Origin of the sequence: Micromonospora sp. M42 (assembly GCF_000568915.1) — a bacterium.
Classification (GTDB): domain Bacteria; phylum Actinomycetota; class Actinomycetes; order Mycobacteriales; family Micromonosporaceae; genus Micromonospora; species Micromonospora chalcea.
This window is the reverse complement of sequence record NZ_KK037233.1, coordinates 5,634,426-5,655,578: the sequence shown is the minus strand read 5'-3', so window position 1 is coordinate 5,655,578 and position 21,153 is coordinate 5,634,426. Positions and strand designations below refer to the sequence as shown.

Here is a 21,153-nt window from a genome sequence, read left to right as displayed (position 1 = left end):
TCCAGCCCGCCGACGGTCGCCAGCACACCCATTCTTGGTCGGCCGGGTCGGGCTCGTGCCGGGCCAGCGCGGCCCGCACCACCGCCACCTTGCGGACGTACGTCTCGTCGTCGACCCCGGTGCCCCGGCCGGTGGCCGCCTCGGCGTCGACGCCGGAGAACGCGGCGATGAGCGTGGCGGACGGGGTGGTGTTGCCGATGCCCATGTCGCCGGTGAGCACGATTCCCGCCCCGGCGTCGATCAGCTCGCCCGCGACCCGGATACCGGTCTCGACGGCCGTGCGGGCCTCGTCCCGGGTGAGCGCGGCGGTGACAGTCATGTCGCGGGTGCCGGCGCGGACGTTCGCGGACACCAGACGCGGCCCGGCCGGGTCGGCGGACTCGGCGCCGGGGATCGGGGTGGCCACGCCGACGTCCACCACCGTGACCGAGGCGCCGGCCTGGCGGGCGAACGCGTTCACCACGGCGCCGCCGGCCAGGAAGTTGGCGATCATCTGGGCGGTGACCTCCTGCGGCCACGGGGTCACGCCCTGGGCGTGCACGCCGTGGTCACCGGCGAAGATCGCCACCGCGGCCGGCTCGGGCAGCGGCGGCGGGCAGGCGCCGGCCAGCCCGGCGAGGCGTACCGAGAGCGGCTCCAGGGCGCCGAGCGAGCCCGCGGGCTTGGTCAGCCGCCCCTGCAACTCGCGGGCCGCCGCCATGGCGGCCTCGTCCAGCGGCCGGATCGCCGCGACTGTGGACTCCAGCATCATGCCTCCAGGATCCGTGCCAGCGTCTCGATGAACGCGTCTGTGGTGCCCCTGTCGCGTACGGCGATCCGGAGCCAGTCAGGGCCGAGCCCGGGGAACGTGTCGCCCCGGCGTACCGCCCAGCCGTGCGCGCGCAGCCGCTCCCGTACGTCGGCGGCGCCGGCCACGTGGATCAGGACGAAGGCGGCGGCGGGGCGGCCCGCCACGCGTACCCCGGGCAGGCCGGACAGGCGGGCCACCAGGTGGTCGCGGTCGGCGGCGAGTTCGGCGGCGATGGCGCGTTCGGCGGCGACGGCGGCCGGCGCGGCGCAGGCGGTGGCGGCGGCGAGCGCGGGGGTGGAGACCGCCCAGAGCGGCTGCGCGGCGGCGAACCGGGCCAGCAGCGCGGGGTCGCCGAGCAGGTAGCCGATCCGCAGCCCGGCCAGGCCCCAGGTCTTGGTGAGGCTGCGCACGACCACGAGGCCGGGCAGGTCACGGCGCGCGGCCAGGGACTCGGGCTCGCCGTCGACGCCCGGCGCGGTGGTGGTGTCGGCGAAGGCCTCGTCGACCACGAGCACCCGTCCGGGGCGGGCCAGCGTGGCGATCGCCTCCGCCGGGTGCAGCACGGAGGTCGGGTTCGTGGGGTTGCCGATCATGACCAGGTCGGCGTCTTCCGGGACGCTCGCCGGGTCCAGGCGGAAGCCGTCGGCCGGGTCGAGCAGCACCCGGTCCACCCGGTGCCCGGCGGCCCGCAGCGAGGCTTCCGGCTCGGTGAACTGGGGGTGCACCACGACGGGGTGGCGGACGCCGGACAACGCGCGGGCGATCAGGACGAAACCCTCGGCGGCGCCGGCGGTGAGGAGTACCTCTTCCGGGGGTCGCCCGTGCCGGTGAGCGACGGCGGCGCGGGCCGGCGCCGGGTCCGGGTACGCGGCCAGGTCGCCCAGCGCGGCGGTGACCGGGTCGGCCAGCCAGTCCGGCATCGGGGCGCGGCGCACGTTGACCGCCAGGTCGACCAGGCCGGGCGTGGCCTCGGCGTCCCCGTGGTGGCCCAGGTCGGGCTCGTCGAGCGCGGCGGCGCTCCCGGTCGATGGTGCGGGCATGTCCGCGATCCTGCCGGGTAGCCGCCGCCCGGGACAGCGCATCCCGGCGTGGGTCGCGTCACGGTCCGCCGGTTTATGAGTTCTTCTCATTTCCGAATCGGAAATGTCATAGCTTGACCCCGTGAGCAGTCGTCCCCTTGCTTCCGCTGGCCGTCTCGTTCCTCTTCTCCGCGCCGGGCTGATCGCCGGCATCGTGGTCGCCGCCGCCCTGTATCCGCTGGTCGCCGTCACCGGCATCGGGGCCAAGGCCACCGCGCACGCGATCGAACAGAAGACGAGCATCCTCAAGACCGCGCTGCCGGCCGAGACCTCGTACGTCTACGCGCCGGACGGCAAGACGGTGCTGACGATGTTCTACGAGGAGTACCGGCAGTACACCAAGATCGAGAACATGTCGCCGAACATCCAGCAGGCGATCGTCGCCGCCGAGGACAACCGCTTCTACCAGCACCACGGCGTCGACCCGAAGGGCGTGGCGCGAGCTTTCGTCTCCAACGCCCGATCCGGCGGCGTCTCCCAGGGCGCCTCGACGATCACCATGCAGTACGTGCGGATGGCGCTGCGGGACAGCGCGACCACGCCCAAGGAGGTCCAGGAGGCGACCCAGCAGACCAGCCTGCGCAAGGTCAAGGAGATGCGCATGGCGCTGGACATCGAGAAGCACCTGACCAAGGAACAGATCCTGGAGCGCTACCTCAACTCGGCCTACTTCGGCCACCGCGCGTACGGGATCTACGCCGCCTCGCAGATCTTCTTCTCCAAGACCCCGGCCACGCTCACCCCGGTCGAGGCGGCCACGCTGGCCGGGCTGGTGAAGTCGCCGTCGGAGTACGACCCGATCACCTCCGACCAGAAGGAGGCCACCGGCCGGCGCAACTACGTGCTGGACAACATGGCCCGCCTCGGTTACCTGTCGCCCGACGCCGCCACGGCGGCCAAGGGCCAGCCGATCAAGCTGAAGCTGACCGACCCGCCCAACGACTGCGCCGCGATCGACGGCGGGCACCGCAGCTGGGGCTTCTACTGCGACTACCTGAAGAACTGGTGGAGCGCCCAGCCCGCGTTCGGCGAGAACCGGCTGGAACGGATGGACAAGCTGCGCCGCGGCGGCTACCGGATCGTGCTCGCGCTCGATCCGAAGACCCAGGCGGCGGCGGAGAAGAACGTGGGCGCCAAGGACAACACCGGCAGCCCGTTCGCGAACGGCATCGTGGTCGCCGAGCCCGGCACCGGGCGGATCAAGGCGATGGCGGTGAACCGGAACTACTCGCTGGACCTGGCCGAGAACCCGAACAGCTCGAACCCGGAGGCCGGACCGAAGGTCAAGGCGAACTACCCGAACACGGTGGCGCCGCTGCTCGGCGGCGGGACGCTCCCGGGCTACCAGGCCGGTTCGACGTTCAAGATGTTCCCGATGCTCGCCGCGCTCAACGCCGGGATGCCGCTGTCCACCGCGTACGACTCGCCGTACACGTACAAGTCGGCCGTCTACGACGGGTGGGCCCCGTCGAACGCCAGCGGCGCGATGACCGGGCGGCAGACCATGTGGTCCGGCTTCGGCAAGTCGGTGAACACCTACTTCGTCCAGCTGGAGGAGAAGATCGGCGCGGACGCCGGGGTGCGGCTGGCCGAGCAACTGGGGCTGCGCTGGCGTACCGACGTGGACAAGGAACAGGCGTCGCCGGGCAAGGCGAAGAAGTGGGGCGCGTTCACGCTCGGCGTCTCCGACGCCACCCCGCTGGAGATGGCGAACGCGTACGCCGCCATCGCCGCCGACGGGCGCTACTGCGAGGCCATCCCGGTCAACGCGATCATGAACCGGGACGGCACACCGGCCACGTACAGCACGCCGGGCGGGGTGCAGCGGGAGGTCGCCAAGCCGCGGTGCCGCCAGGTGGTGAACGCGGACGCGGCCCGGGCCGCCACGGACGCGGCGCGCTGCCCGACCGGCGACACCCCGGCGAAGGGGAGCTGCGGCGGCTGGTCGACGGCCGACAGCGTCCGCGGCACCGTGGGCCGGCCGGTCGCCGGCAAGACGGGTACGACGGACAGCACCCGGTCGGCGTGGTTCGTCGGCTACACGCCGGAGCTGGCGGCGGCGAGTTTCATCGCCGACCCGGACAATCCGTTCAACGCGGTGGGTGACGGGCAGTCGCAGATCCCGGTGAACGCGGTGGCGCAGACCCTGCGGGATTCCCTGAAGGGTCAGCCGACCCGCCAGTTCACCCCACCCTCGGACCAGATAGTCGGCTGACCCGCCCCGATCCGCCCGGGGGTGCGCCCGGGTAGTCGATCAAGGAGTTTGCGTCCGGATCGCCTGATCCGCCGACGCGAGCTCCTTGATCGACGTTTCCGTCACCTTGCGGTCAGGCGGGCGCCGGCACGGGCGCCAGCGCGGCGGCCACCAACCGGGCCGCGACGTCCGGGTGCGCGGCCCAGTGCGGCACGAGCTGCGAGGCGTGCACGGCCTGCCGGACGAACCCCTCCGGGTTGCCGCCCTCCCAGCGCCAGGCCGGCCGCTCACCGGCCCGCGGCGTGAGCACTGCCGCGTGCTGCTTGTGCCCGGTCACCGTCGTACCGGCCGGGGCCACGACGCTGTCCGTGACCGCCGTGGCCGTGCGGTAGCCGACCACCAGGCCGTCCCGGACCGTGCCGACCGCGTCGAGCACGCCGCACATCGGCAGGCCGTCCAGCTCCCGGGCCAGCCAGAGCAGGCCGGCCCCCTCGGCGATCACCGGACGGCCCGAGCGGGCCACTCGCCGCCGCGATGCAGAAGCGCCGGTTGGCGAGAGCTGTCCGCTACAGTTCGGGCAATCAGCCGCCGACGACGCGCCCCGCGCCCCCGGCGGGGCAGCCGCCTCGTTCGCGCAGCGGATCGAGCGTGACCACTCGGCGCCGGCGGCGCGCAGCAAGCTCGGCGACCTCCGGGTGGCTGTAGGCGCCGGCCGGGCCGCCGGCCAGCGCGACCACCGGGCGCTCCGCCGACGCCGCCGGGGCATCGGCCGGCTCCGGCGACCACGCCTGAACGGTGAGCGCCGGGGCGGACCGGGCCAGCACCAGCAGCCGATCGAGGTCGACGGTGGCGGCCACCGCCTCCCCGAGCCGGCGTACGCCACGTTCGGCGTCGGCGTCGCCGCGCACCACGGGACCGGTGCCGTACCGCCGGGCGGGCAGCACCGGCGGTAACTCGTGCCGGCGCAGCGCCCCGTAGACCGGCACGCCGACGTCGTCGAGCGCCTCGCGCAGCAGCGCCTCGTGCCGGGGCGAGGCCACCCGGTTGAGGATCACGCCGCCCAGCCAGAGCTCGTCGTCGTACGCCCGGAAGCCGTGCACCAGCGCGGCCACCGACTGGCCCATCGCGGCCACGTCCACCACGAGCACCACCGGGCTACGCAGCGCGGTGGCCACCGCCGCCGTGGATTCGCTCTCCGGCCGCCCGGCGACCGAGTCGTAGAGGCCCATCGTCCCCTGGACCAGGGCGAACCCGGTCCCGGCCGCGCCGTGCGCGAAGAGCGGGACGATCCGCTCCGGACCGACCAGCCTCGGATCGAGCGTGCGCCCGGGACGGCCCGCGGCGAGCCCGAGGTACGCCGCGTCCACCTGGTCCGGCCCGACCTTGAAGCCGGCCACCGGGAGATCCCGGTCGGCGAGGGCCGCCAGCAGGCCGAGAGAGACGGCGCCGGTGCCGTGACCCGAGGAGGGCGCACTCAGCACGACGCGCGGCACGTCGGTCATCATCGACTCCTGATGTGGGTGGTTTCCGCCCGCGTGACCATACCCGTCCGGCCCGGCCCGCGACGTCCGCGCGTACCGCCGTTTCTGCCCGGCGACGGCGAGTGGCATCGCTCATACGGGTAGCCTTGGCCAACGTGTACCGGTTCCTGCTGACCCCGCGCTGGCTCGGCTACCTCGCGCTGACGCTCGTCGCCGCGACGGTGATGGTGTTCCTGGGCAACTGGCAGCTGGACCGCTACCGGGGCCGGACGGCGATCAACGACCGGATCGACGCCGGGGCCACCATGACGCCCGCGCCGCTGCGCGACGCGCTGCCCGCGCCCACCGGAGGCGCGGGTGCCGTCGGTCCCGCTCCGGCCGAGGAGCTGACCTGGAGCCGGGTCACCGCCACCGGCCGGTACGACAGCGCGAACACCGTCCTGATCCGCGGCCGGACCGTCGACCGGACGGTCGGCTTCGAGGTGCTCACCCCGCTGGTGCTCGCCGACGGCAGCGCGGTGCTCGTCGACCGGGGCTGGATCCCGCCCGCCCCCGGGGCCGGCGCGACGGTCCAGCCGCAGGTGCCGGCGGCGCCGGGCGGCGAGGTGACAGTGACCGGCCGGGTGGTCGCCAGCGAGAGCGGCGGGGGCGGGGTCAGCCGGCGCGACGGGAAGCTGGAGGCCCGGCGCATCGACATCCCCCGCCTGGCCGAGCAGCTCCCCTATCCGGTGACCGGCGGCTACGTGCTGCTCGACGGGCAGACGCCGGCCGCCGACCCGGCCTTCCGGGCGGTGCAGATCGGGCACACGAACAACTGGCAGAACTTCGGCTACGTGTGGCAGTGGTGGATCTTCGCGGTGATGAGCCTGTTCGGCTACGGCTGGGTGGCGCGCCGCGAGGCCCGGCGCCTCGCCGGACTGGACAAGCCGGGCGAGCCGGTGGACCGGGCCGCCGAGCCGGCCGCCCCCACCTCCGCCTGAGCCGGACCGGTCAGCCGGTGAGCCGGCCGGCGTGGATGGCGCGGACCGCGTCGATCGTGTCCGCCTCGGCGGCCGTCTTGTCGTGGCGGTAACGCAGCACGCGGGCGAAGCGCAGGGCCATGCCACCCGGGTAGCGGCTGCTGGTCTGCACCCCGTCGAAGGCGATCTCGACCACCTGCACCGGCCGGACCCGCACCTCCCAGTCGCCCTTCTCCACTGCGAGCGACAGGAACCGCTCGGTCTGCCAGCGCAGCATCTCGTCGGTGAGCCCCTTGAAGGTCTTGCCGAGCATGACGAACTCGCCGGTTCGCGGGTCACGGGCGCCGAGGTGCAGGTTCGACAGCCACCCCTCGCGCCGGCCGCTGCCCCACTCGACCGCGAGCACCACCAGGTCGAGCGTGTGCCGCGGCTTGACCTTGACCCAGGCCGAGCCGCGCCGGCCGGCGTCGTAGGGCGCGGCCGGGTCCTTCACGACCACGCCTTCCTGCCCGGCGTCGACAGCCGCGGCGAACGCCGTGGCCGCCTGCTCCGCGTCGTCCACCTCGATCCGGTCGACGAGCAGCGAGGCGTCGACCGCGCGGGCCAGGGCCGCCCACCGCTCCCGCCCGGGCGCGTCGATCAGGTCGGCGCCGTCGAGGTGCAGCAGGTCGAAGAAGTACGGCGTGAGCACCGGCTCGCCGGTGCGCTCGGCGGCGGCCAGCACAGCGGGCGCGACCTGCGTCGGCCCGGTGGTGCTGGGCGTGGTGCGCCGGGCCGCCCGGCTGGACGTCTCCTGGAACGGCAGCGGCCGGCCGGCCGCGTCCAGCCCGATCGCCTCACCGTCGAGCACCAGCTCGCGGGCGGGCAGCGCGCGTACGGCCGCCACCACCTGGGGCAGCCGGCCGGTGATCTCGTCCAGGCTGCGGGTGAACACGGCGATGTCCGAGCCGGAACGGTGCACCTGGATGCGGATGCCGTCGAGCTTCACGTCGACCATCGCCGGCACGCCGGTGGCGGTGAGCGCCTCATCGACGGAGGGCGCGCTCTGCGCCAGCATCGGCGCGAGCGGGCGGCCCACCTGGAGGCCGAACCCGGCCAGCGCCGGGGCGCCGCCGGTGAGCGCCGCGACCGCCACCGCGCGCAGGTCACCGGCGAGCAGCAGGGCACGCCGGACGGCCGCGACCGGTACGTCGGCGGCGCGGGCGACCGCGTCGGTCAGCAGCCCGGCCTGCGCGCCCTGCCGCAGCTCGCCCCGGAACAGGCCGGTCAGCAGGCGCTGCTCGTCGGCGGTCGCGGCGGCGAAGAGACGGCCGACGAGATCCCGCCGCCGGGCCTGCGAACCGGAGCCGGCGACGCGGGAGATCTCCTCGATCGCCGCGTCGACGGCGGCGACGGTGAGCGTCGGCTCGGCGGCCGGCGGCGGCAGGTCACGCAGGCCCGCCCAGCCGACACCGGTCTGACGCTGGCGCAGCTCACCGGCGAGATAGCCGGCGCCGGCCGGGATCTCGCCCGGCTCCAGCCCGCGCAGCGCAGCGGCCAGCAGCTCCACCTTGGCTCGTCTGCCGCTGGTGGCGCCGACCGCGGCCGAGGTGGCCGCCAGCTCCGCGAAACGCACGCCCATATCCTGCCAGTCACCTGCGACACCGGGGCCGATCCGGCGACCCGGCACACCACACGGGTGGCCGGGTCACCGGCAACCGGTCAGGCCGAGACCGGTTCCTCGATCCGCAGGCCGCGCCCGCGCACGCCCTCGGCGACCCGGGTGAGCAGCGCGTCGAGCGTGACCAGCGCGGCGGAGAGCTCGCCGATCTGTTCGTTGAGCGTGTCCTCGGACCACGCGGAGACGTCGACGTCCCCCAGAGCACGGACGGCGGCCTGAAGCCGCTCCATCTCGTCGTTCGTACGCATGTTCGAAAGGCTATAACACCCCACCCGCCGACACACCACAAACTCCGACATCGGCCCCGAAGTTACGGTTTCGACACCTCAGCCGCGGTTTCCGGCTTCCGCCACCCGGGCCAGCAGCAGCGCCTCGGCCAGGCACACCCGCGCGAACTCGCCCAGGTGCAGGCTCTCGTTCGGCCCGTGGGCCCGCGCGTGCGGGTCCTCCACCCCGGTCACCAGGATCGCGGCCTGCGGGAACATCTCCTGGAACGTGGCGATGAACGGGATCGACCCGCCCACCCCGATGTCCACCGGGTCGGTGCCGTCCCAGGCCGCCCGGAACGCCGACCGGGCCGCGTCGAACATCGGCCCGGAGGCGTCGATGACGCAGGGCGCGCCGTCGTGCTCGAACGTCACCGACACCTGCGCGCCCCACGGCGCGTGCCGCTCCAGGTGCGCGGTCAGCGCCGCGTACGCCTTCTTCGGGTCGTCGCCCGGCGCGAGCCGTACGCTCAGCTTCGCCTTCGCGGACGGCACCAGCGCGTTCGGCGCCTCGCCGGTGGCCGGCGCGTCCACGCCGAGGATCGCCAGCGCCGGCTTGGTCCAGAGCCGGTCGGTGATCCGGCCGGTGCCGAACAGCTCCGCGCCGTCGACCAGGCCGGCCTCGGCGCGGAACCGGTCCTCCGGGTAGTCGACGCTGGCGCCCTCGCGGCCGACCAGTCCGTCCACCGCGACGTCACCGGCCTCGTCGTGCAGCGTGCCGAGCAGCTTCACCAGCGCGGTGAGCGCGTCCGGCACCGCGCCGCCGAACATGCCGCTGTGCACCGCGTGGTCGAGCGTGCGCACCTCCACGAAGCAGTTGACGATGCCGCGCAGCGAGGTGGTCAGCGCGGGCACACCGACGTCCCAGTTGGTGGAGTCGGCGATCACGATGACGTCGGAGGCCAGATCGTCACGGTGCTCGGCGAGCAGCCGCTCCAGCGAGTCCGAGCCGTACTCCTCCTCGCCCTCGATGAACAGCACCACGCCGACCGGGAGCCGGTCGCCGAACGCGCGCAGCGCGGCGACGTGCGCCATGATGCCGGCCTTGTCGTCGGCGGCGCCCCGGCCGTAGAGGCGGCCGTCACGCTCCACCGGCTCGAACGGGTCCGACTCCCACAGCGACAGGTCGCCGACCGGCTGCACGTCGTGGTGCGCGTACATGAGCACGGTGGGCGCGCCGGGCGGGGCCGCCTTCGTGCCGATCACCGCGGGCTGGCCGCCGGCCCGGACGATCCGCGTGTCGAGGCCGCAGCCGCGCAGCAGCTCCGCCACCGCCTCGGCGGAACGCTCCACGTGCGAGTGGTCGAAGCCCTCGAAGGCGATGCCCGGGATGCGGACGAGTCGCTCGAGGTCGGCACGGACGCCGGGCAGTTCCCGCTCGACGGCGGCCCGCACCTCGGACTCGGAGAGGATCGGAGTGGTCATGACCGGAATCGTATGCTGGCCTTACCCCGCCACGTCGGCCGAGCCTGATCGCCGGCCGCCCACCCGGACGTAGTAGCGGTCCGCGTCGTGCGGCAGGTCCGGGGCACCGTCGACGACCAGGTCCACCGCCGCCGCGGTGCCGTCGGCGGTGAAGTGCGCCCGCTCCCCCGCGTGCCAGCGGCGCAACTCCGGCAGGATCTGCTCACCGTCGCGGGCGAGCGCCCGGCGCAACCGCAGCTCGGCCGGCGCGGTGACGAGCACCGACAGCGTCAGCTCGGGGCGTACCGCGGCGCGGGCGGCGCTCACCCCCTCGACGATCAGCACCGGACCGGCCGGCACCGGCACCACCCGGTCCAGGAAGCGCCGGCGCACCCAGCTGTAGCGGCGGTAGCCGCCCGTCCGGCCGGCCCGCAGCGGGCCGAGCACCTGCTCCTCCAGCCGGGTCCAGAACGTGAGCTGGTCGTCCCAGCCGTCGAGCAGGTCGTCGGTGTGCACCAACGGCGGGCGCACGCCGCCCGCCCGCTCCGCGAGCGCGTCCGCGAGGCGCGTCGCGAACACGCTCTTGCCCGCGCCGCTGGGCCCGTCGACGGCCACCAGCCGGGTACGCCCCAACCGCGCCGGACCGGCCAGCACGCGGCGGGCCAACCCGGCGTACGCCTCGATCACGGCGACGTTCACCCGACCGACGCTAACGTTCCCCCGTCCGCTGGAACCTGCGACCCGGGCGGGCCGTTTCGGCGAGCGGTGACGTGGGCGGCTGGGCATCATCGGGGGGTGCTCCATGACGTGATGTGTCCGGGCGTCGACGCCCTCCTGGAACAGGCCCGCGCCGGTCTCCGCCGGCTCACTCCGCACGAGACCGTCGAGGCGGTCCGAGGCGGCGCGCTGCTGATCGACACGCGTACCGAGGCGCAGCGCCGCGAGGAGGGTGAGCTGCCCGGCGCGATCGTCATCGACCGCACCGTGCTGGAGTGGCGGCTCGACCCGGCCAGCGCCTGGCGCATCCCCGAGGCCACCGGGTACGACCGCGAGATCGTCGTGGTGTGCCGGGAGGGGTACAGCTCCAGTCTGGCCGCCGCCAGCCTCCAGACGCTGGGGCTGCGGCAGGCCACCGACATGATCGGCGGGGTGCAGGGCTGGCGGGAGGCCGGGCTGCCGATGTCCGACCGCCCGGCCGACGTGCGCTACTGAACCGCGCGGTCGACGGCGGGCCGCCGGACGTCGCTCTGTGCCGGCGGCGCGCCGGGTGGCACGAACGGCAATCCCGGCGGCGGACCGGACTCGATCAGCCGCCACAGCGCGTCCGTGTCGAGGTGTTCCTCCACCAGGTCGCCGAGCAGGTCCAGCGTCCGCTCCCGGGCCGCCGCGAAGGACGTGTCCGGCGCGACCTTGAAGCCGGTGCGCCCGGCCGCCGCCGCGACCTCGGTCAGGAAGCGGCGGCGGAACTCGTCGGAGGAGAACGTGCCGTGCCAGTGGGTGCCGTACACGTTGCCGAGGCGCGCGCCCTCGCCGGTGCCGTCGGTGTGACGCAACAGCGGCGCGAGCCCCGGGTCGGCCGTCGACACCCGGCCGTGGTGGATCTCGTAGCCGCTCACCGGCACGTCTCCGGCGGCGCTGCCCTCGGCCCGGCGCACCGTCTTGACCGGCTCGAACGTGATCTCGACGGGCAGCAGCCCGAGGCCGGGCACGGTGCCCCGGCGGCTCTCCACCGGGTCGTGGATCGCCCGGCCGAGCATCTGGAAGCCGCCGCAGATGCCGAGCAGCGGCCGGCCGGCGGCGGCGTGCGCCAGTACCGCGTCGGCCAGGCCGGTCTCCCGCAGCCAGGCCAGGTCGGCGACAGTCGACTTGGTGCCGGGGAGCACCACGAGGTCGGCGGCGGCCAGTTCGGCCGGTTCGACGGTGAGGCGTACCCGCACACCCGGCTCGGTGGCGAGGGCCTCGACGTCGGTGGCGTTGCTGATCCGGGGTAGCCGCACCACTGCCACGTCGAGCCAGTCGGTGCCCCGGGGGGCGGGCGGCCGGCCGAGCACCCGCCCGTACGCGAGCGAGTCCTCCGCGTCCAGCCACAGGTCCAGCGCCCAGGGCACCACCCCGTACGTGGGACGGCCGGTGACCCGGCGCAGCATGTCCAGCCCCGGCTGGAGCAGCCCCCGGTCGCCCCGGAACTTGTTCACCACGAACCCGGCGACCAGCGCCTGATCGGCCGCGTCGAGCAGGGCGACGGTGCCGAACATCGAGGCGAACACGCCGCCCCGGTCGATGTCGCCGACCACGATCGTCGGCAGCCCGGCCGCACGCGCCAGCCCCATGTTGACGTAGTCGCCGTCACGCAGGTTGATCTCGGCGGGGCTGCCCGCGCCCTCGCAGATCACCACCTCGTACTCCTCGCGCAGCTCGGTCAGCGCCGCGTACGCGGTGGTGGCGAGCCGGGACCGCACCTCGTGGTAGTTGCCGGCGGTGACCGTGTCGACCGCCTCGCCGAGCAGCACCACCTGGCTGGCGTGGTCGCTGCCCGGCTTGAGCAGCACCGGGTTGAACCGCAGGTCGGCGTCGAGCCCGCAGGCGGCGGCCTGCATCGCCTGGGCTCGGCCCAGCTCCCCGCCGCGCCCGTCCGGCCCGACCACGACGGCGGAGTTGTTCGACATGTTCTGCGCCTTGAACGGCGCGACCCGGACGCCCCGGCGGCGCAGCCAGCGGCAGATGCCGGCGGTGAGCACGCTCTTGCCCGCGTCGGAGGTGGTGCCGGCGACCAGCAGCCCGCCGCTCACCGCCCGCTCCCCCGGCGGGCTGCCCGCATGAGGACGCCGAGCGCGGCCCGTCCGGCGGCCCCGGCCACGCGCCCGACGGTCACCGGGTAGAGCGCGGCCAGGCCGAGCGCGGCCACGCCGACCGCGCCGGAGATCCGGGCGGCCCGCTTCAGGTGCCGCGCCTCGGGGCGGGGCCCGTCACCGAGGAACGGCCGGGTCTCCGCGCGGCCGAAGTAGACGTTGCGCCCGCCGAGCCGGACACCGAGCGCGCCCGCCATCGCCGCCTCGCACTGACCGGCGTTGGGGCTCGGATGGTCGGCCCGGTCCCGCCGCCACACCTGCCAGGCGACGGCACGGTCCCCGTGCGCCGCCGGCGCGACCGCGACCGTGAGCAACCCGGTCAGCCGGGACGGCACCAGGTTCAGCGCATCGTCGAGCCGGGCCGCCGGGGTGCCGAAGCGGGCGTACCGGGGTGAGCGGTGGCCGACCATCGCGTCGAGCGTGTTTGCCGCCCGGTAGCCGAGCAGGCCGGGCAGGCCCGCGACCGCGCCCCAGACCAGCGGGGCGACCACGGCGTCCGAGGTGTTCTCGGCGACCGACTCGACCGTGGCGCGGGCGAGTTCGGACTCGTCGAGGGCGGACGGGTCCCGCCCGCAGAGGTTGCCGAGGCGGGCCCGGGCGGCGGGCAGATCGGCCCGGCCCAGCGCCCGTGCCATCACCCGGGACTCGTGCCGCAGCGTTCGCCCACCCAGCACCGTCCAGGTGCCGGCGGCGACCAGCGCGGCCCGGGCCACCGGATGGCGGCGATTCACCAGCGCGACAGCGGCGCCGAGCAGGACCGGCGCGCCGACCTCCACCGCTGTGAACGCGACGCCGTCCGACCGGTCGGGACGGTAGAGCGCTGTTCCAGGGCGCCGGCCGCCCGGCCGAAGCCGGCCACCGGATGCCACCGGCGGGGGTCACCGAGCAGCGCGTCGAGCGCGTAGCCCGCCACCAGTCCGGTCGCGTTCGCCATGGCGGTCGCCTGCCGCACCCGTCACCACCTCCGGCCGGCCAGCCTAGTCGTACGCGGGGTGGAGACGCCGATGTCACCACCCCGCGCCCCCGTCGGACGACTGTCAGGCGGGCACCGGGGTCCGTCGCCTGCTCCGGCGCCCCGACGCGGTCCCGCCCGGGCTCGCGCCGCCCGGCTCGCCCTCACCCGGCCCGGAACCACCCGGTCCGCCGACCTCCGGCGGTGCGACCTCGCCCAGTTCGTCGTCCTCGGCCGTGGCCGGCCCGTCGTCGGCCACGTCGCCCAGCTCGTCCTCCTCCCCCGCCGGGCCACCCGAACCGGGTTCGAAGCCGGTGGCCTGCCGCGCACCGGACCGGGCGTCGACGGACCGGGCGTCGAACGGGTCGGGCTCACCCACCCGCTCCACGGTGCCGACGAGCCCGACCCGGCCGCCGCCGTACTCCGAGGGCGGGAAGTCGTCGTCGAAGGGCCGGTCGTCGAAGGTGGCCGGGGCCTGCCCGTCGGGCACCGGCTCGGTCGTCTCGCCGTGCACCCGCTGCTCGGCCTCCGCGTCCTCGACCGTGCTGGTGGCCGCGCGGGGCTGGTTACGCAGGAACCGGGCCCGGCCGCGGGACAGGTCGTGCCCGACCGCGACCGCCTCCAGTTCGTAGAGCGTGCGGTGGGTGCCGGACTCGTCGGTCCAGTCCCGGGTGTAGAGACGGCCGGCGACGATCACCGGGTCGCCGACCGCCACCGAGGACGCGACTCCCTCGGCCAGGCGGCGCCAGCAGTTGACGCGTACCCGAAGGCTGTTGCCGTCGACCCAGCGGCCGCTGTCGCGGTCGAGCCGGCGGGCGGTCGAGGCGACCTTGAAGTTGGCCACCAGCGTTCCGCTCTGGGTGGTCCGGCGCCACTCCGGCGCGGTCAGCACATTGCCGACGATCGTGACGTACGTATCGAACATCGCCCCTCCCAGGGATCGACTTGTCCCGGAAAGCGTCGGCCCGCCGCCTCGCCCGGGCCACACGCCCGGCCCGTACCTGTGGATGACGGACCGCCCTGTGGACAACCCCCTGATCAAGGTCCCGATCTGCTAGGTCAACCGGCCCTACGCGCCTGACCTGCGGCGACGCACGATCGAGTGGAGCCGGCAAGCAGGCGTTCCGGAATCACGCCGGTTGGGTAAGTACTTGATCAACCGAGAGAAAGGGAGCTCCGATGCTTCTCCGAGACGTCCGCGAGGCAGCGCGATGAGCGCCGTGGCGAACCCCGCGACCGTGGCCGAGTGCCTGCGGGTCGGCGCCGGGTTCTCCCAGGGCGACCGCAACTGGATCGCCGAGCAGTTCGCGACCCTGGACACCCGGCTCGCCGGCTTCCACGCCGACGCCACCGAGCTGGAGGTGTCCGTCAAGGATCGTGAGGCCCGGGGCCAGAAGGTGACCCTGGAGTGCTGGATCGCCGGCCGGCAGAAGATCGTCACCACCTCGACCGAGGAGGATCTGCACGCCGCGCTCAACGACGTCCGGGACGACCTGCGCCGCAAGCTCAACGACGCGAAGACCCGGCAGGAGCCGCGCAACAACAAGCACCTGCGCGCCGTCGACCAGCCCGAGGGCGTCCCGTTGCAGGACGCCGCACGCGAGGACGCCGAAACCGTCTGAATCCCGGCACGGCCCGCCCGCTCGGTGCCGGCGGGCGGGCCGTCCCCGCGCCGAGGCGTTGTTAAGAAGGGGCCCTTCCTCTACCGGATGCGTTAACAAGGGCCCCCTCCTTACAGCCCAGCACCCCTACCGCCGGGTAGCGCGGCGGCGTACCGTCGCGGTCGTGGAACCGGACGTGCTGGGCGCCCCCTACGAGCGGCGGACGATCGACCTGGGCACCGACGACGAGGGGCCGGTCGTCGCGACCCTGGTGCGACGGCGGGCCGACCGCCCGACCGGTCGCGCCGTGCTCTACGTGCACGGGTTCGTCGACTACTTCTTCCAGACCCACGTAGCCGACTTCTTCGCCGAGCGCGGCTGGGACTTCTACGCGCTCGACCTGCGCAAGTACGGCCGCAGCCTGCTGGCGCACCAGACTCCGAACTTCTGCCGCGACCTGAGCGACTACTTTCCCGAGCTGGACGCCGCCGCGGAGATCATCCGTGCCGAGGAGGGCCACGACACCCTGCTCGCCATGGGCCACTCGACCGGCGGCCTGATCATCTCGCTCTGGGCGCACGACCGCCGCGACGCCGGACTGGTCGACGGCATCGTGCTCAACAGCCCCTTTTTCGACATCAACGCGCCCTGGATGGTCCGTCGACCCCTCGCGGCCGCCGTCTCCCGCCTGGGCCGCAGGGCGCCGCAGCGTGTCCTGCCGTTCGGCCTGGGCACGGTGTACGGCGAGAGCCTGCACGCCGACCACCGGGGCGAATGGCGGTACGACCTGGCCTGGAAGCCGCTCGCCGGGTTCCCGGTCCGGGCCGGCTGGATCAACGCGATCCGTACCGGTCAACGTCGCCTGCGGGCCGGGCTGGACATCCCGGTGCCGGTGCTGCTCGCCTGTTCCACGCGGAGTTTCCGGGGCACGAAGTGGCACGACAGCGCCACCGGCGCCGACGCGGTGCTCGACGTCGAGCACATGGTGCGCTGGGCGCCCCGCCTCGGCCGGCACGTCACGCTGGCCCGCTTCGACGGCGGGCTGCACGACCTCACGCTGTCCAGTCCGGGCGTACGCGAGAAGGTCTTCGCGGAGGTCGGGCGGTGGGCGGAGGGGTTCCTCCGCGCCGGACCTACCGAGCCGGAGCCCACGACGCCGCCGTCACCTCGGCGGCCGGCCGACGCGACCGCCGAGGGCTGAGCCCGGCCCCGCCAAGCCGCTTCAGTCGGTGACGACCGCCGCGAGCGCGGCGCGGATCCGGTCGAACGTCGCGATCGGATGTCCGCCTGCCTGCGGCGGCAGCACCACGCCCAGGCAGCGCAGCGCCGGTCCGCCGTCCGGTCCGGCCTCCACCGCGAACACCGGCGCGCCCACGTAGCCGGCGGGCAGTTCCGTGGTGACCCGCACCTCGCCGCCGTCCCGGGCGACCCGCTCGACCACCGCCTCCAACGGCCGCGACCCGTCCTCACCCGCGCCCAGGGCCAGCACGAACGCCGAGACGGGCGCCGCGCCGATCCGGGCGACCGAGTCGGCCGGCGCGGCCACCGCCTCGGTGACCTGCTGGGTACGCCAGCGCCAGCCCCGGTCGTCGGCCCAGCCGTGCAGACCGCCGGTCGGCATCGCGGCGAGCCCCAGTTCCGGCAGGTGCAGCCAGTGGTCGGCGAAACCGGGCAGGTCGATCGGCTCGTCCGCCCCCTCGGCCGGCTCGGTGACGCTCGGCCGCAACCCGATCTCCCCGTACGCCCGCTCGGTGAGCGTGTCGGCGGTGAGCAGCCACTCGTGCGCGACCTCCCCGTCGTCTGTGGCGCCGACCAGTTCGCTGTAGAAGAAGGCGGTGCCGAGGACGCCGGGCGGTGTGCCCGGGCCGTCCGAGCCGGTGAGGGGCAGGATGGCCCGTCCGAGGAGCTGACACAGCTCGAAGACGATCTCGTTCTCGGTTTCCTGGTCGAGCAGCATCCGACGAGGGTACGGATCGCGTCCCGCCCGGCCCACGCGGGACCCGCCGGAACTGTGGTGCCGTTCCGGGCCCCGGCATGGGACGCTGAGGGGCGGAACGGACGCGCCGACCCGTACCCCCGGGCGGACGGGGAGCGGCGGTACCCTCTTGGCGCGACGACCGTCGGCGCGCGCCCGTAGCTCAGCGGATAGAGCAGGGGACTTCTAATCCCAAGGCCGCAGGTTCGAATCCTGCCGGGCGCACAGGTACTTTGCCTTCCTGAACGGCTCGCGTGGGGCTATTCGTGGTGCGAGCGCGCTACGGTGGCCCCGTGGCAGCCTCGAACGGACGCACCAAGCGCCAGCGCGGCGAGATCGAAACCCTCCCCAGCGGGTCACTGCGCGTGAAGGTCTATGCCGGCGTCGACCCGATCAGCGGGAAGCGGCACTACCTCACCGAGGTCATCCCCGCCAGCCGCACCGCCGCCAAGGAAGCCGAGAAGGCGCGTACCCGGTTGCTGGCCCAAGTGGACGAGCGGCGTAACCCGCGCACCCGTGCCACGCTCGACCAACTCCTAGACCGGTGGCTTGAGGTGGCCGATATCGAGGCCACCACCCGCATGGGCTACGTCAACAAACTCAACAAGCACGTACGGCCGGTGCTCGGCAAGCTGCCGGTCGGCCGGCTCGACGCCGAGACGTTGGAGTCGTTCTACGCGAGCCTGCGCCGCTGCCGCGGCTGGTGCGGCGGCAAGGCGTACGTGAAGCACCGCGTGGAGGGCGAGCACACCTGCACCGCGAAGTGCCGGCCGCACGTCTGCAAGCCGCTCAGCGCTTCATCAGTGCGGCAAATCCACTGGATCCTCAGTGGTGCTCTCAGCCGTGCCGTCCGGTGGCGTTGGATCGCCGTCAACCCGGCCAGCCAAGCCGAGCCACCCGCGCCGCCGCACCCCGACCCGCAGCCACCAAGCCCCGCCGACGCGGCCCGCATCATCAGCGAGGCGTGGCGCGATCCAGACTGGGGCGCGCTGGTCTGGCTTGCCATGACGACCGGCGCCCGCCGTGGCGAGCTGGCCGCGCTGCGCTGGCACCATCTCGATCTGGACGCCGGTGTGCTGACGCTGCGGCGCAGCGCCTACCTGGACGAGCATGGCCAGCTACAGGAGAAGGACACCAAGACACACCAGCAGCGGCGGGTAGCGCTCGACCCGGAGACGATCGAAGTGCTGCGCGAGCTGCACGGGCGATACGTCGGCCGCCTAACGCAGCTCGACGCGAACGCCGATCCTGCCGACTACGTCTTCTCCCCCGAACCGGACAACAGCCGTGGTTACCGGCCCGACACCATCACCCAGAGGTACGGCCGGCTCGCCCGTCGGCTGGGTATCGACAGCCACATCCACGCGCTGCGCCACTACTCAGCTACCGAGCTGATTAACGCGGGTGTCGACGTGCGGACGGTTGCTGGACGCCTTGGTCACGGCGGCGGCGGCACGACGACGCTCAGGGTGTACGCCGCCTGGCTGTCGGAGTCTGACCAGCGGGCCGCCGGAACGCTGGCCGCTCGAATACCGCCGCGCCCCGTCGCACCGGCACACCGCATCGTCGCCAACAGCCCGTACCAGGTGATCGCAGCAGAGCTACGCAAGCAGATCGCCACTGGTCGGCTGCAACCCCACGACCGTCTCCCCTCAGTTGCCGAGATGGCCGCGATGCATAACGTCTCGGTCGGCACCGCTCACCGCGCAGTTGCCCTGCTGGCCGCAGAGGGCTTGGTTAGCGTTATCCGAGGCACCCGTGCAACCGTCACAGGAGCAGCTGGATAGAGGCCAGGGCGACTCTCACCCGGGACGCCGTGGTGAATCCGCACGCTTCGAGCAGTGTTCGTCCAGCCGACCTCAGCCCTCGGTCGCTCGACAGCACTTGAAGAAACCCGCTCACATCTGGTGCAACCAGTGAGGCCCAAGTGACGATACTCTGTGGTTCCGGACTTGCTTTACGAAGGGTAGCTGCTCAGTGAAGCACCAGACAGGCTTCCGCCGCTCGCCGAACACCCAGTCGGCGAGTTGGTTTCTCGACCTCAATTCGGCGCGCCGCCTTGATCTAGACCCGCCATACCAGCGGCGCAGCGTCTGGAATATTGAGTACAAGCAGTTTTTTATCGACTCACTTATTCGAAACTACCCCGCACCCACCATCTTTTTGCAGGTGGACGTCTCAGCGGATGCACCTACCCTGTATCGAGTGATTGACGGAAAGCAGCGCCTGACTGCGCTCTTCGAATTCGTGGAGGACAAGTTCCAAGCACCCGATACCTTATCGGATCTGGGACTCGACAGCCTATACTTCTCGGAACTTCCGGATGATACAAAGATCGCACTACTGGAGTATGTATTCGCCGTGGAGAACATCTCCAAGGCATCTCCGACGGAACTCAATGAAGCATTTGACCGACTTAATCGGAATGTAGCTAGGCTGAATAAGCAAGAGCTTCGCCACGCCCGATACGGAGGAGAGTTCCTCCGAAAGGTAGAAGGGCTCGCAGAACATCCTTTCTGGGCGCAAATCGGAATCGCAACCCCGGCACGCATCCGCCGAATGCTCGATGTCGAGTACGTTTCCGAGCTATACGTCGTTTCAATGAAGGGCAGTCAAGACGGCAAGGACTACCTTGACTACCACTATGCGGCGAACGACTCGGAGATTGCAGACGAGAAGCGAGCAGACGAGAACTTCGTAGCAACGCAGGATATACTCCGCGAAATCGATGATCAATTCCCACTTAAGGCTACTCGGTTTAGCAATCTTGCAGACTTCTATTCACTGTGGGTCGCGGTCAGCGACCTGGTCAGGTCCGGCAGCACCGTGAACGTAGGTCTGGCTAAACAAGGTCTTGAGGATTTCGCCTACGAGATCGACGGCCAGACTACTGACCGAGCGCGCCATTACCTCCTAGCCGCCGTTCAAGGGTCGAACAAGAAGTCGAATAGAGACATCCGGGCCAACATACTTCGGACCATCCTCCTAGGCGAGTAGCGCGATGCTTTTACCCGGCTCCTTCAAGACCGCCTACGAGGCCATCATTCCGGACCTCGAACAGGGCGTCGAATATGTGCGTTCGCGGCTGCATGCCGAACTGGCAGAGTTTAGGCCAGTGGTCATTCAGGTTCGCCGAAAAGAAGCTGAATCACTCTACGCAAAACTGCAGAAAGGTGAAGCAGCGAGCATCTTCGACGTGGAAGACCTTATTGCCGCTCGCGGGGTATTCCTGCACACGGCGGAAGCTCAAAATGCCATGACAACAGCAGAGAGGGTCTTCCCACCGATCGAGGCGAAGAACGTCGAAGCCGGCAAGCCTACAGACTTCAGATACCAGCAGCCGCACTTGATATGCCGCCTACCAAACGACTATCTGGCAAGGCACCCTAACCTTACTCAACTGAAGATTGAAGTGCAGTTCACCACGTACGTGCAGCACGCTCTGCAGGAGTCCACGCACGACGTGATCTATAAAGGCCAGCGCTTTTCCTGGCGAGAACACCGCTTGGATGGCCGACTGCGCGGTCTTCTCGAAATTGTAGACGACGTGCTTGCCAATGTGAGCTCAGTCGCGAACATTGGGGACGAACCCAACTACGAGCTATTCGATGCGCGTAACAGGATTATTGAGGCCGCAAGGGAGAGCTTCGCCGACTCCTCATTGCCGGATGACATGAGGCGCTTCGCCATCACAGTGGAGGGCATTCTCCAAGCAGCAGAGATTAGCCCCGCCGAACTCGTCGAGTTCATGAACCGTCATGCTGACATCGCGCAGGCGTTTTCCCTCACGCCCGTCGACAAGGTGCTCGGCATCGCTCTGCGTGAGCGTCGCGAGAAGCTGCTTTCTAGGTCAAAGCGACGCCTGTTTCTGGTGACTCCCGAATTGGAGACCGTTGTACCTGAGGCAAAGACCATTCCCGCAGGCCAGCGTGTCAAGGTCTAG

At 72.1% G+C, this 21,153-nt stretch carries 18 protein-coding genes, 1 tRNA gene and 2 pseudogenes; 9 read left to right on the top strand and 12 right to left on the bottom strand.

The features are described from left to right. Together MCBG_RS26120 and cobC are read right to left on the bottom strand one after the other, a co-directional pair. Positions 1-748: pseudogene (locus MCBG_RS26120) on the bottom strand (nicotinate-nucleotide--dimethylbenzimidazole phosphoribosyltransferase); the annotation flags it as partial. Beyond that, positions 748-1,830, bottom strand: a complete 1,083-nt coding sequence (gene cobC, locus MCBG_RS26115) for an Rv2231c family pyridoxal phosphate-dependent protein CobC (RefSeq protein ID WP_043328879.1) — start codon at positions 1,828-1,830, stop codon at positions 748-750. The pseudogene MCBG_RS26120 and the gene cobC, both read right to left, overlap by 1 nt. A gap of 121 nt (positions 1,831-1,951) precedes the next feature. Between cobC and MCBG_RS26110 the strand changes: the two genes are divergently transcribed. Beyond that, positions 1,952-4,084, top strand: a complete 2,133-nt coding sequence (locus tag MCBG_RS26110; protein WP_043328877.1) for a transglycosylase domain-containing protein — start codon at positions 1,952-1,954, stop codon at positions 4,082-4,084. Positions 4,085-4,196: 112 nt separating this feature from the next. Here the strand turns inward: MCBG_RS26110 and MCBG_RS34405 are convergent, their stop codons facing one another. Next, the gene (locus MCBG_RS34405; RefSeq protein ID WP_223201337.1) at positions 4,197-4,565 is read right to left on the bottom strand and encodes a type 1 glutamine amidotransferase family protein; all 369 of its coding nucleotides are present in this window, start codon (positions 4,563-4,565) and stop codon (positions 4,197-4,199) included. A 79-nt stretch (positions 4,566-4,644) separates the two neighbouring features. Next, positions 4,645-5,565 carry a nucleotide-binding protein gene (locus MCBG_RS26105; RefSeq protein WP_223201336.1) on the bottom strand — a complete coding sequence of 307 codons (921 nt, stop codon included), beginning with the start codon at positions 5,563-5,565 and terminating at the stop codon, positions 4,645-4,647. Between the two features lie 134 nt (positions 5,566-5,699). Between MCBG_RS26105 and MCBG_RS26100 the strand changes: the two genes are divergently transcribed. Next, complete coding sequence (locus tag MCBG_RS26100) at positions 5,700-6,524, top strand: SURF1 family cytochrome oxidase biogenesis protein (RefSeq protein WP_043330989.1); 825 nt, start codon at positions 5,700-5,702, stop codon at positions 6,522-6,524. Positions 6,525-6,534: 10 nt separating this feature from the next. Here the strand turns inward: MCBG_RS26100 and MCBG_RS26095 are convergent, their stop codons facing one another. The 4 genes from MCBG_RS26095 to MCBG_RS26080 all read right to left on the bottom strand — a co-directional run bounded on the left by MCBG_RS26095 (position 6,535) and on the right by MCBG_RS26080 (position 10,532). Beyond that, complete coding sequence (locus MCBG_RS26095; protein WP_043330987.1) at positions 6,535-8,118, bottom strand: ATP-dependent DNA ligase; 1,584 nt, start codon at positions 8,116-8,118, stop codon at positions 6,535-6,537. A gap of 86 nt (positions 8,119-8,204) precedes the next feature. Then, positions 8,205-8,411 carry a hypothetical protein gene (locus MCBG_RS26090; protein WP_030273275.1) on the bottom strand — a complete coding sequence of 69 codons (207 nt, stop codon included), beginning with the start codon at positions 8,409-8,411 and terminating at the stop codon, positions 8,205-8,207. A gap of 78 nt (positions 8,412-8,489) precedes the next feature. Next, positions 8,490-9,854, bottom strand: coding sequence for a dipeptidase (locus MCBG_RS26085; protein ID WP_043328875.1), 1,365 nt, complete (start codon positions 9,852-9,854; stop codon positions 8,490-8,492). Between the two features lie 21 nt (positions 9,855-9,875). Next, entirely contained in the window at positions 9,876-10,532 is a 657-nt protein-coding gene (locus MCBG_RS26080; RefSeq protein WP_223201335.1) for a uridine kinase family protein, read from the bottom strand. 111 nt (positions 10,533-10,643) lie between these two features. Here MCBG_RS26080 and MCBG_RS26075 point away from each other — a divergent pair, with 111 nt between their 5' ends. Further along, the gene (locus tag MCBG_RS26075) at positions 10,644-11,045 is read left to right on the top strand and encodes a rhodanese-like domain-containing protein (RefSeq protein ID WP_013288093.1); all 402 of its coding nucleotides are present in this window, start codon (positions 10,644-10,646) and stop codon (positions 11,043-11,045) included. On the opposite strand, the gene MCBG_RS26070 is transcribed toward MCBG_RS26075, so the two are convergent. The 3 genes and pseudogenes from MCBG_RS26070 to ssb form a co-directional block, all read right to left on the bottom strand. Continuing rightward, positions 11,039-12,622: a cobyric acid synthase gene (locus MCBG_RS26070; RefSeq protein WP_043328871.1), complete on the bottom strand. Its 1,584-nt coding sequence runs from the start codon at positions 12,620-12,622 to the stop codon at positions 11,039-11,041. The two genes, MCBG_RS26075 and MCBG_RS26070, sit on opposite strands and share 7 nt — an antisense overlap. After that, a pseudogene (locus MCBG_RS26065) lies at positions 12,619-13,634 on the bottom strand (cobalamin biosynthesis protein). Before MCBG_RS26065 ends, MCBG_RS26070 begins: the two are co-directional and overlap by 4 nt. Positions 13,635-13,719: 85 nt before the next feature. Beyond that, complete coding sequence (ssb, locus tag MCBG_RS26060) at positions 13,720-14,559, bottom strand: single-stranded DNA-binding protein (RefSeq protein WP_084789618.1); 840 nt, start codon at positions 14,557-14,559, stop codon at positions 13,720-13,722. 286 nt (positions 14,560-14,845) lie between these two features. Here ssb and MCBG_RS26055 point away from each other — a divergent pair, with 286 nt between their 5' ends. Beyond that, positions 14,846-15,256, top strand: coding sequence for an HPF/RaiA family ribosome-associated protein (locus tag MCBG_RS26055; protein WP_043328869.1), 411 nt, complete (start codon positions 14,846-14,848; stop codon positions 15,254-15,256). Positions 15,257-15,419: 163 nt separating this feature from the next. Next, a complete protein-coding gene (locus tag MCBG_RS26050; protein WP_043328867.1) occupies positions 15,420-16,436 on the top strand; it encodes an alpha/beta hydrolase in 1,017 nt (338 codons plus the stop codon). A 21-nt stretch (positions 16,437-16,457) separates the two neighbouring features. Here the strand turns inward: MCBG_RS26050 and MCBG_RS26045 are convergent, their stop codons facing one another. After that, positions 16,458-17,192, bottom strand: coding sequence for a hypothetical protein (locus MCBG_RS26045; RefSeq protein ID WP_043328864.1), 735 nt, complete (start codon positions 17,190-17,192; stop codon positions 16,458-16,460). A gap of 170 nt (positions 17,193-17,362) precedes the next feature. Here MCBG_RS26045 and MCBG_RS26040 point away from each other — a divergent pair. The 4 genes from MCBG_RS26040 to MCBG_RS32060 all read left to right on the top strand — a co-directional run bounded on the left by MCBG_RS26040 (position 17,363) and on the right by MCBG_RS32060 (position 21,153). Beyond that, positions 17,363-17,435: transfer RNA gene (locus tag MCBG_RS26040), tRNA-Arg, on the top strand. 68 nt (positions 17,436-17,503) lie between these two features. Next, positions 17,504-18,997, top strand: coding sequence for a tyrosine-type recombinase/integrase (locus MCBG_RS26035; RefSeq protein ID WP_223201334.1), 1,494 nt, complete (start codon positions 17,504-17,506; stop codon positions 18,995-18,997). Between the two features lie 190 nt (positions 18,998-19,187). After that, complete coding sequence (locus MCBG_RS32065) at positions 19,188-20,207, top strand: DUF262 domain-containing protein (RefSeq protein ID WP_166457048.1); 1,020 nt, start codon at positions 19,188-19,190, stop codon at positions 20,205-20,207. A 4-nt stretch (positions 20,208-20,211) separates the two neighbouring features. Continuing rightward, positions 20,212-21,153, top strand: coding sequence for a nucleotidyltransferase family protein (locus MCBG_RS32060; RefSeq protein ID WP_084789614.1), 942 nt, complete (start codon positions 20,212-20,214; stop codon positions 21,151-21,153).

Coding starts and splice junctions, on each gene's coding strand:
- MCBG_RS26045 (WP_043328864.1), bottom strand. CDS start 17,192: ATGCTGCTCGACCAGGAAACCGAGAACGAGATCGTCTTCGAGCTGTGT.
- MCBG_RS32060 (WP_084789614.1), top strand. CDS start 20,212: ATGCTTTTACCCGGCTCCTTCAAGACCGCCTACGAGGCCATCATTCCG.
- MCBG_RS26055 (WP_043328869.1), top strand. CDS start 14,846: ATGAGCGCCGTGGCGAACCCCGCGACCGTGGCCGAGTGCCTGCGGGTC.
- ssb (WP_084789618.1), bottom strand. CDS start 14,559: ATGTTCGATACGTACGTCACGATCGTCGGCAATGTGCTGACCGCGCCG.
- MCBG_RS26075 (WP_013288093.1), top strand. CDS start 10,644: ATGTGTCCGGGCGTCGACGCCCTCCTGGAACAGGCCCGCGCCGGTCTC.
- MCBG_RS26085 (WP_043328875.1), bottom strand. CDS start 9,854: ATGACCACTCCGATCCTCTCCGAGTCCGAGGTGCGGGCCGCCGTCGAG.
- MCBG_RS26105 (WP_223201336.1), bottom strand. CDS start 5,565: ATGACCGACGTGCCGCGCGTCGTGCTGAGTGCGCCCTCCTCGGGTCAC.
- MCBG_RS26090 (WP_030273275.1), bottom strand. CDS start 8,411: ATGCGTACGAACGACGAGATGGAGCGGCTTCAGGCCGCCGTCCGTGCT.
- cobC (WP_043328879.1), bottom strand. CDS start 1,830: ATGCCCGCACCATCGACCGGGAGCGCCGCCGCGCTCGACGAGCCCGAC.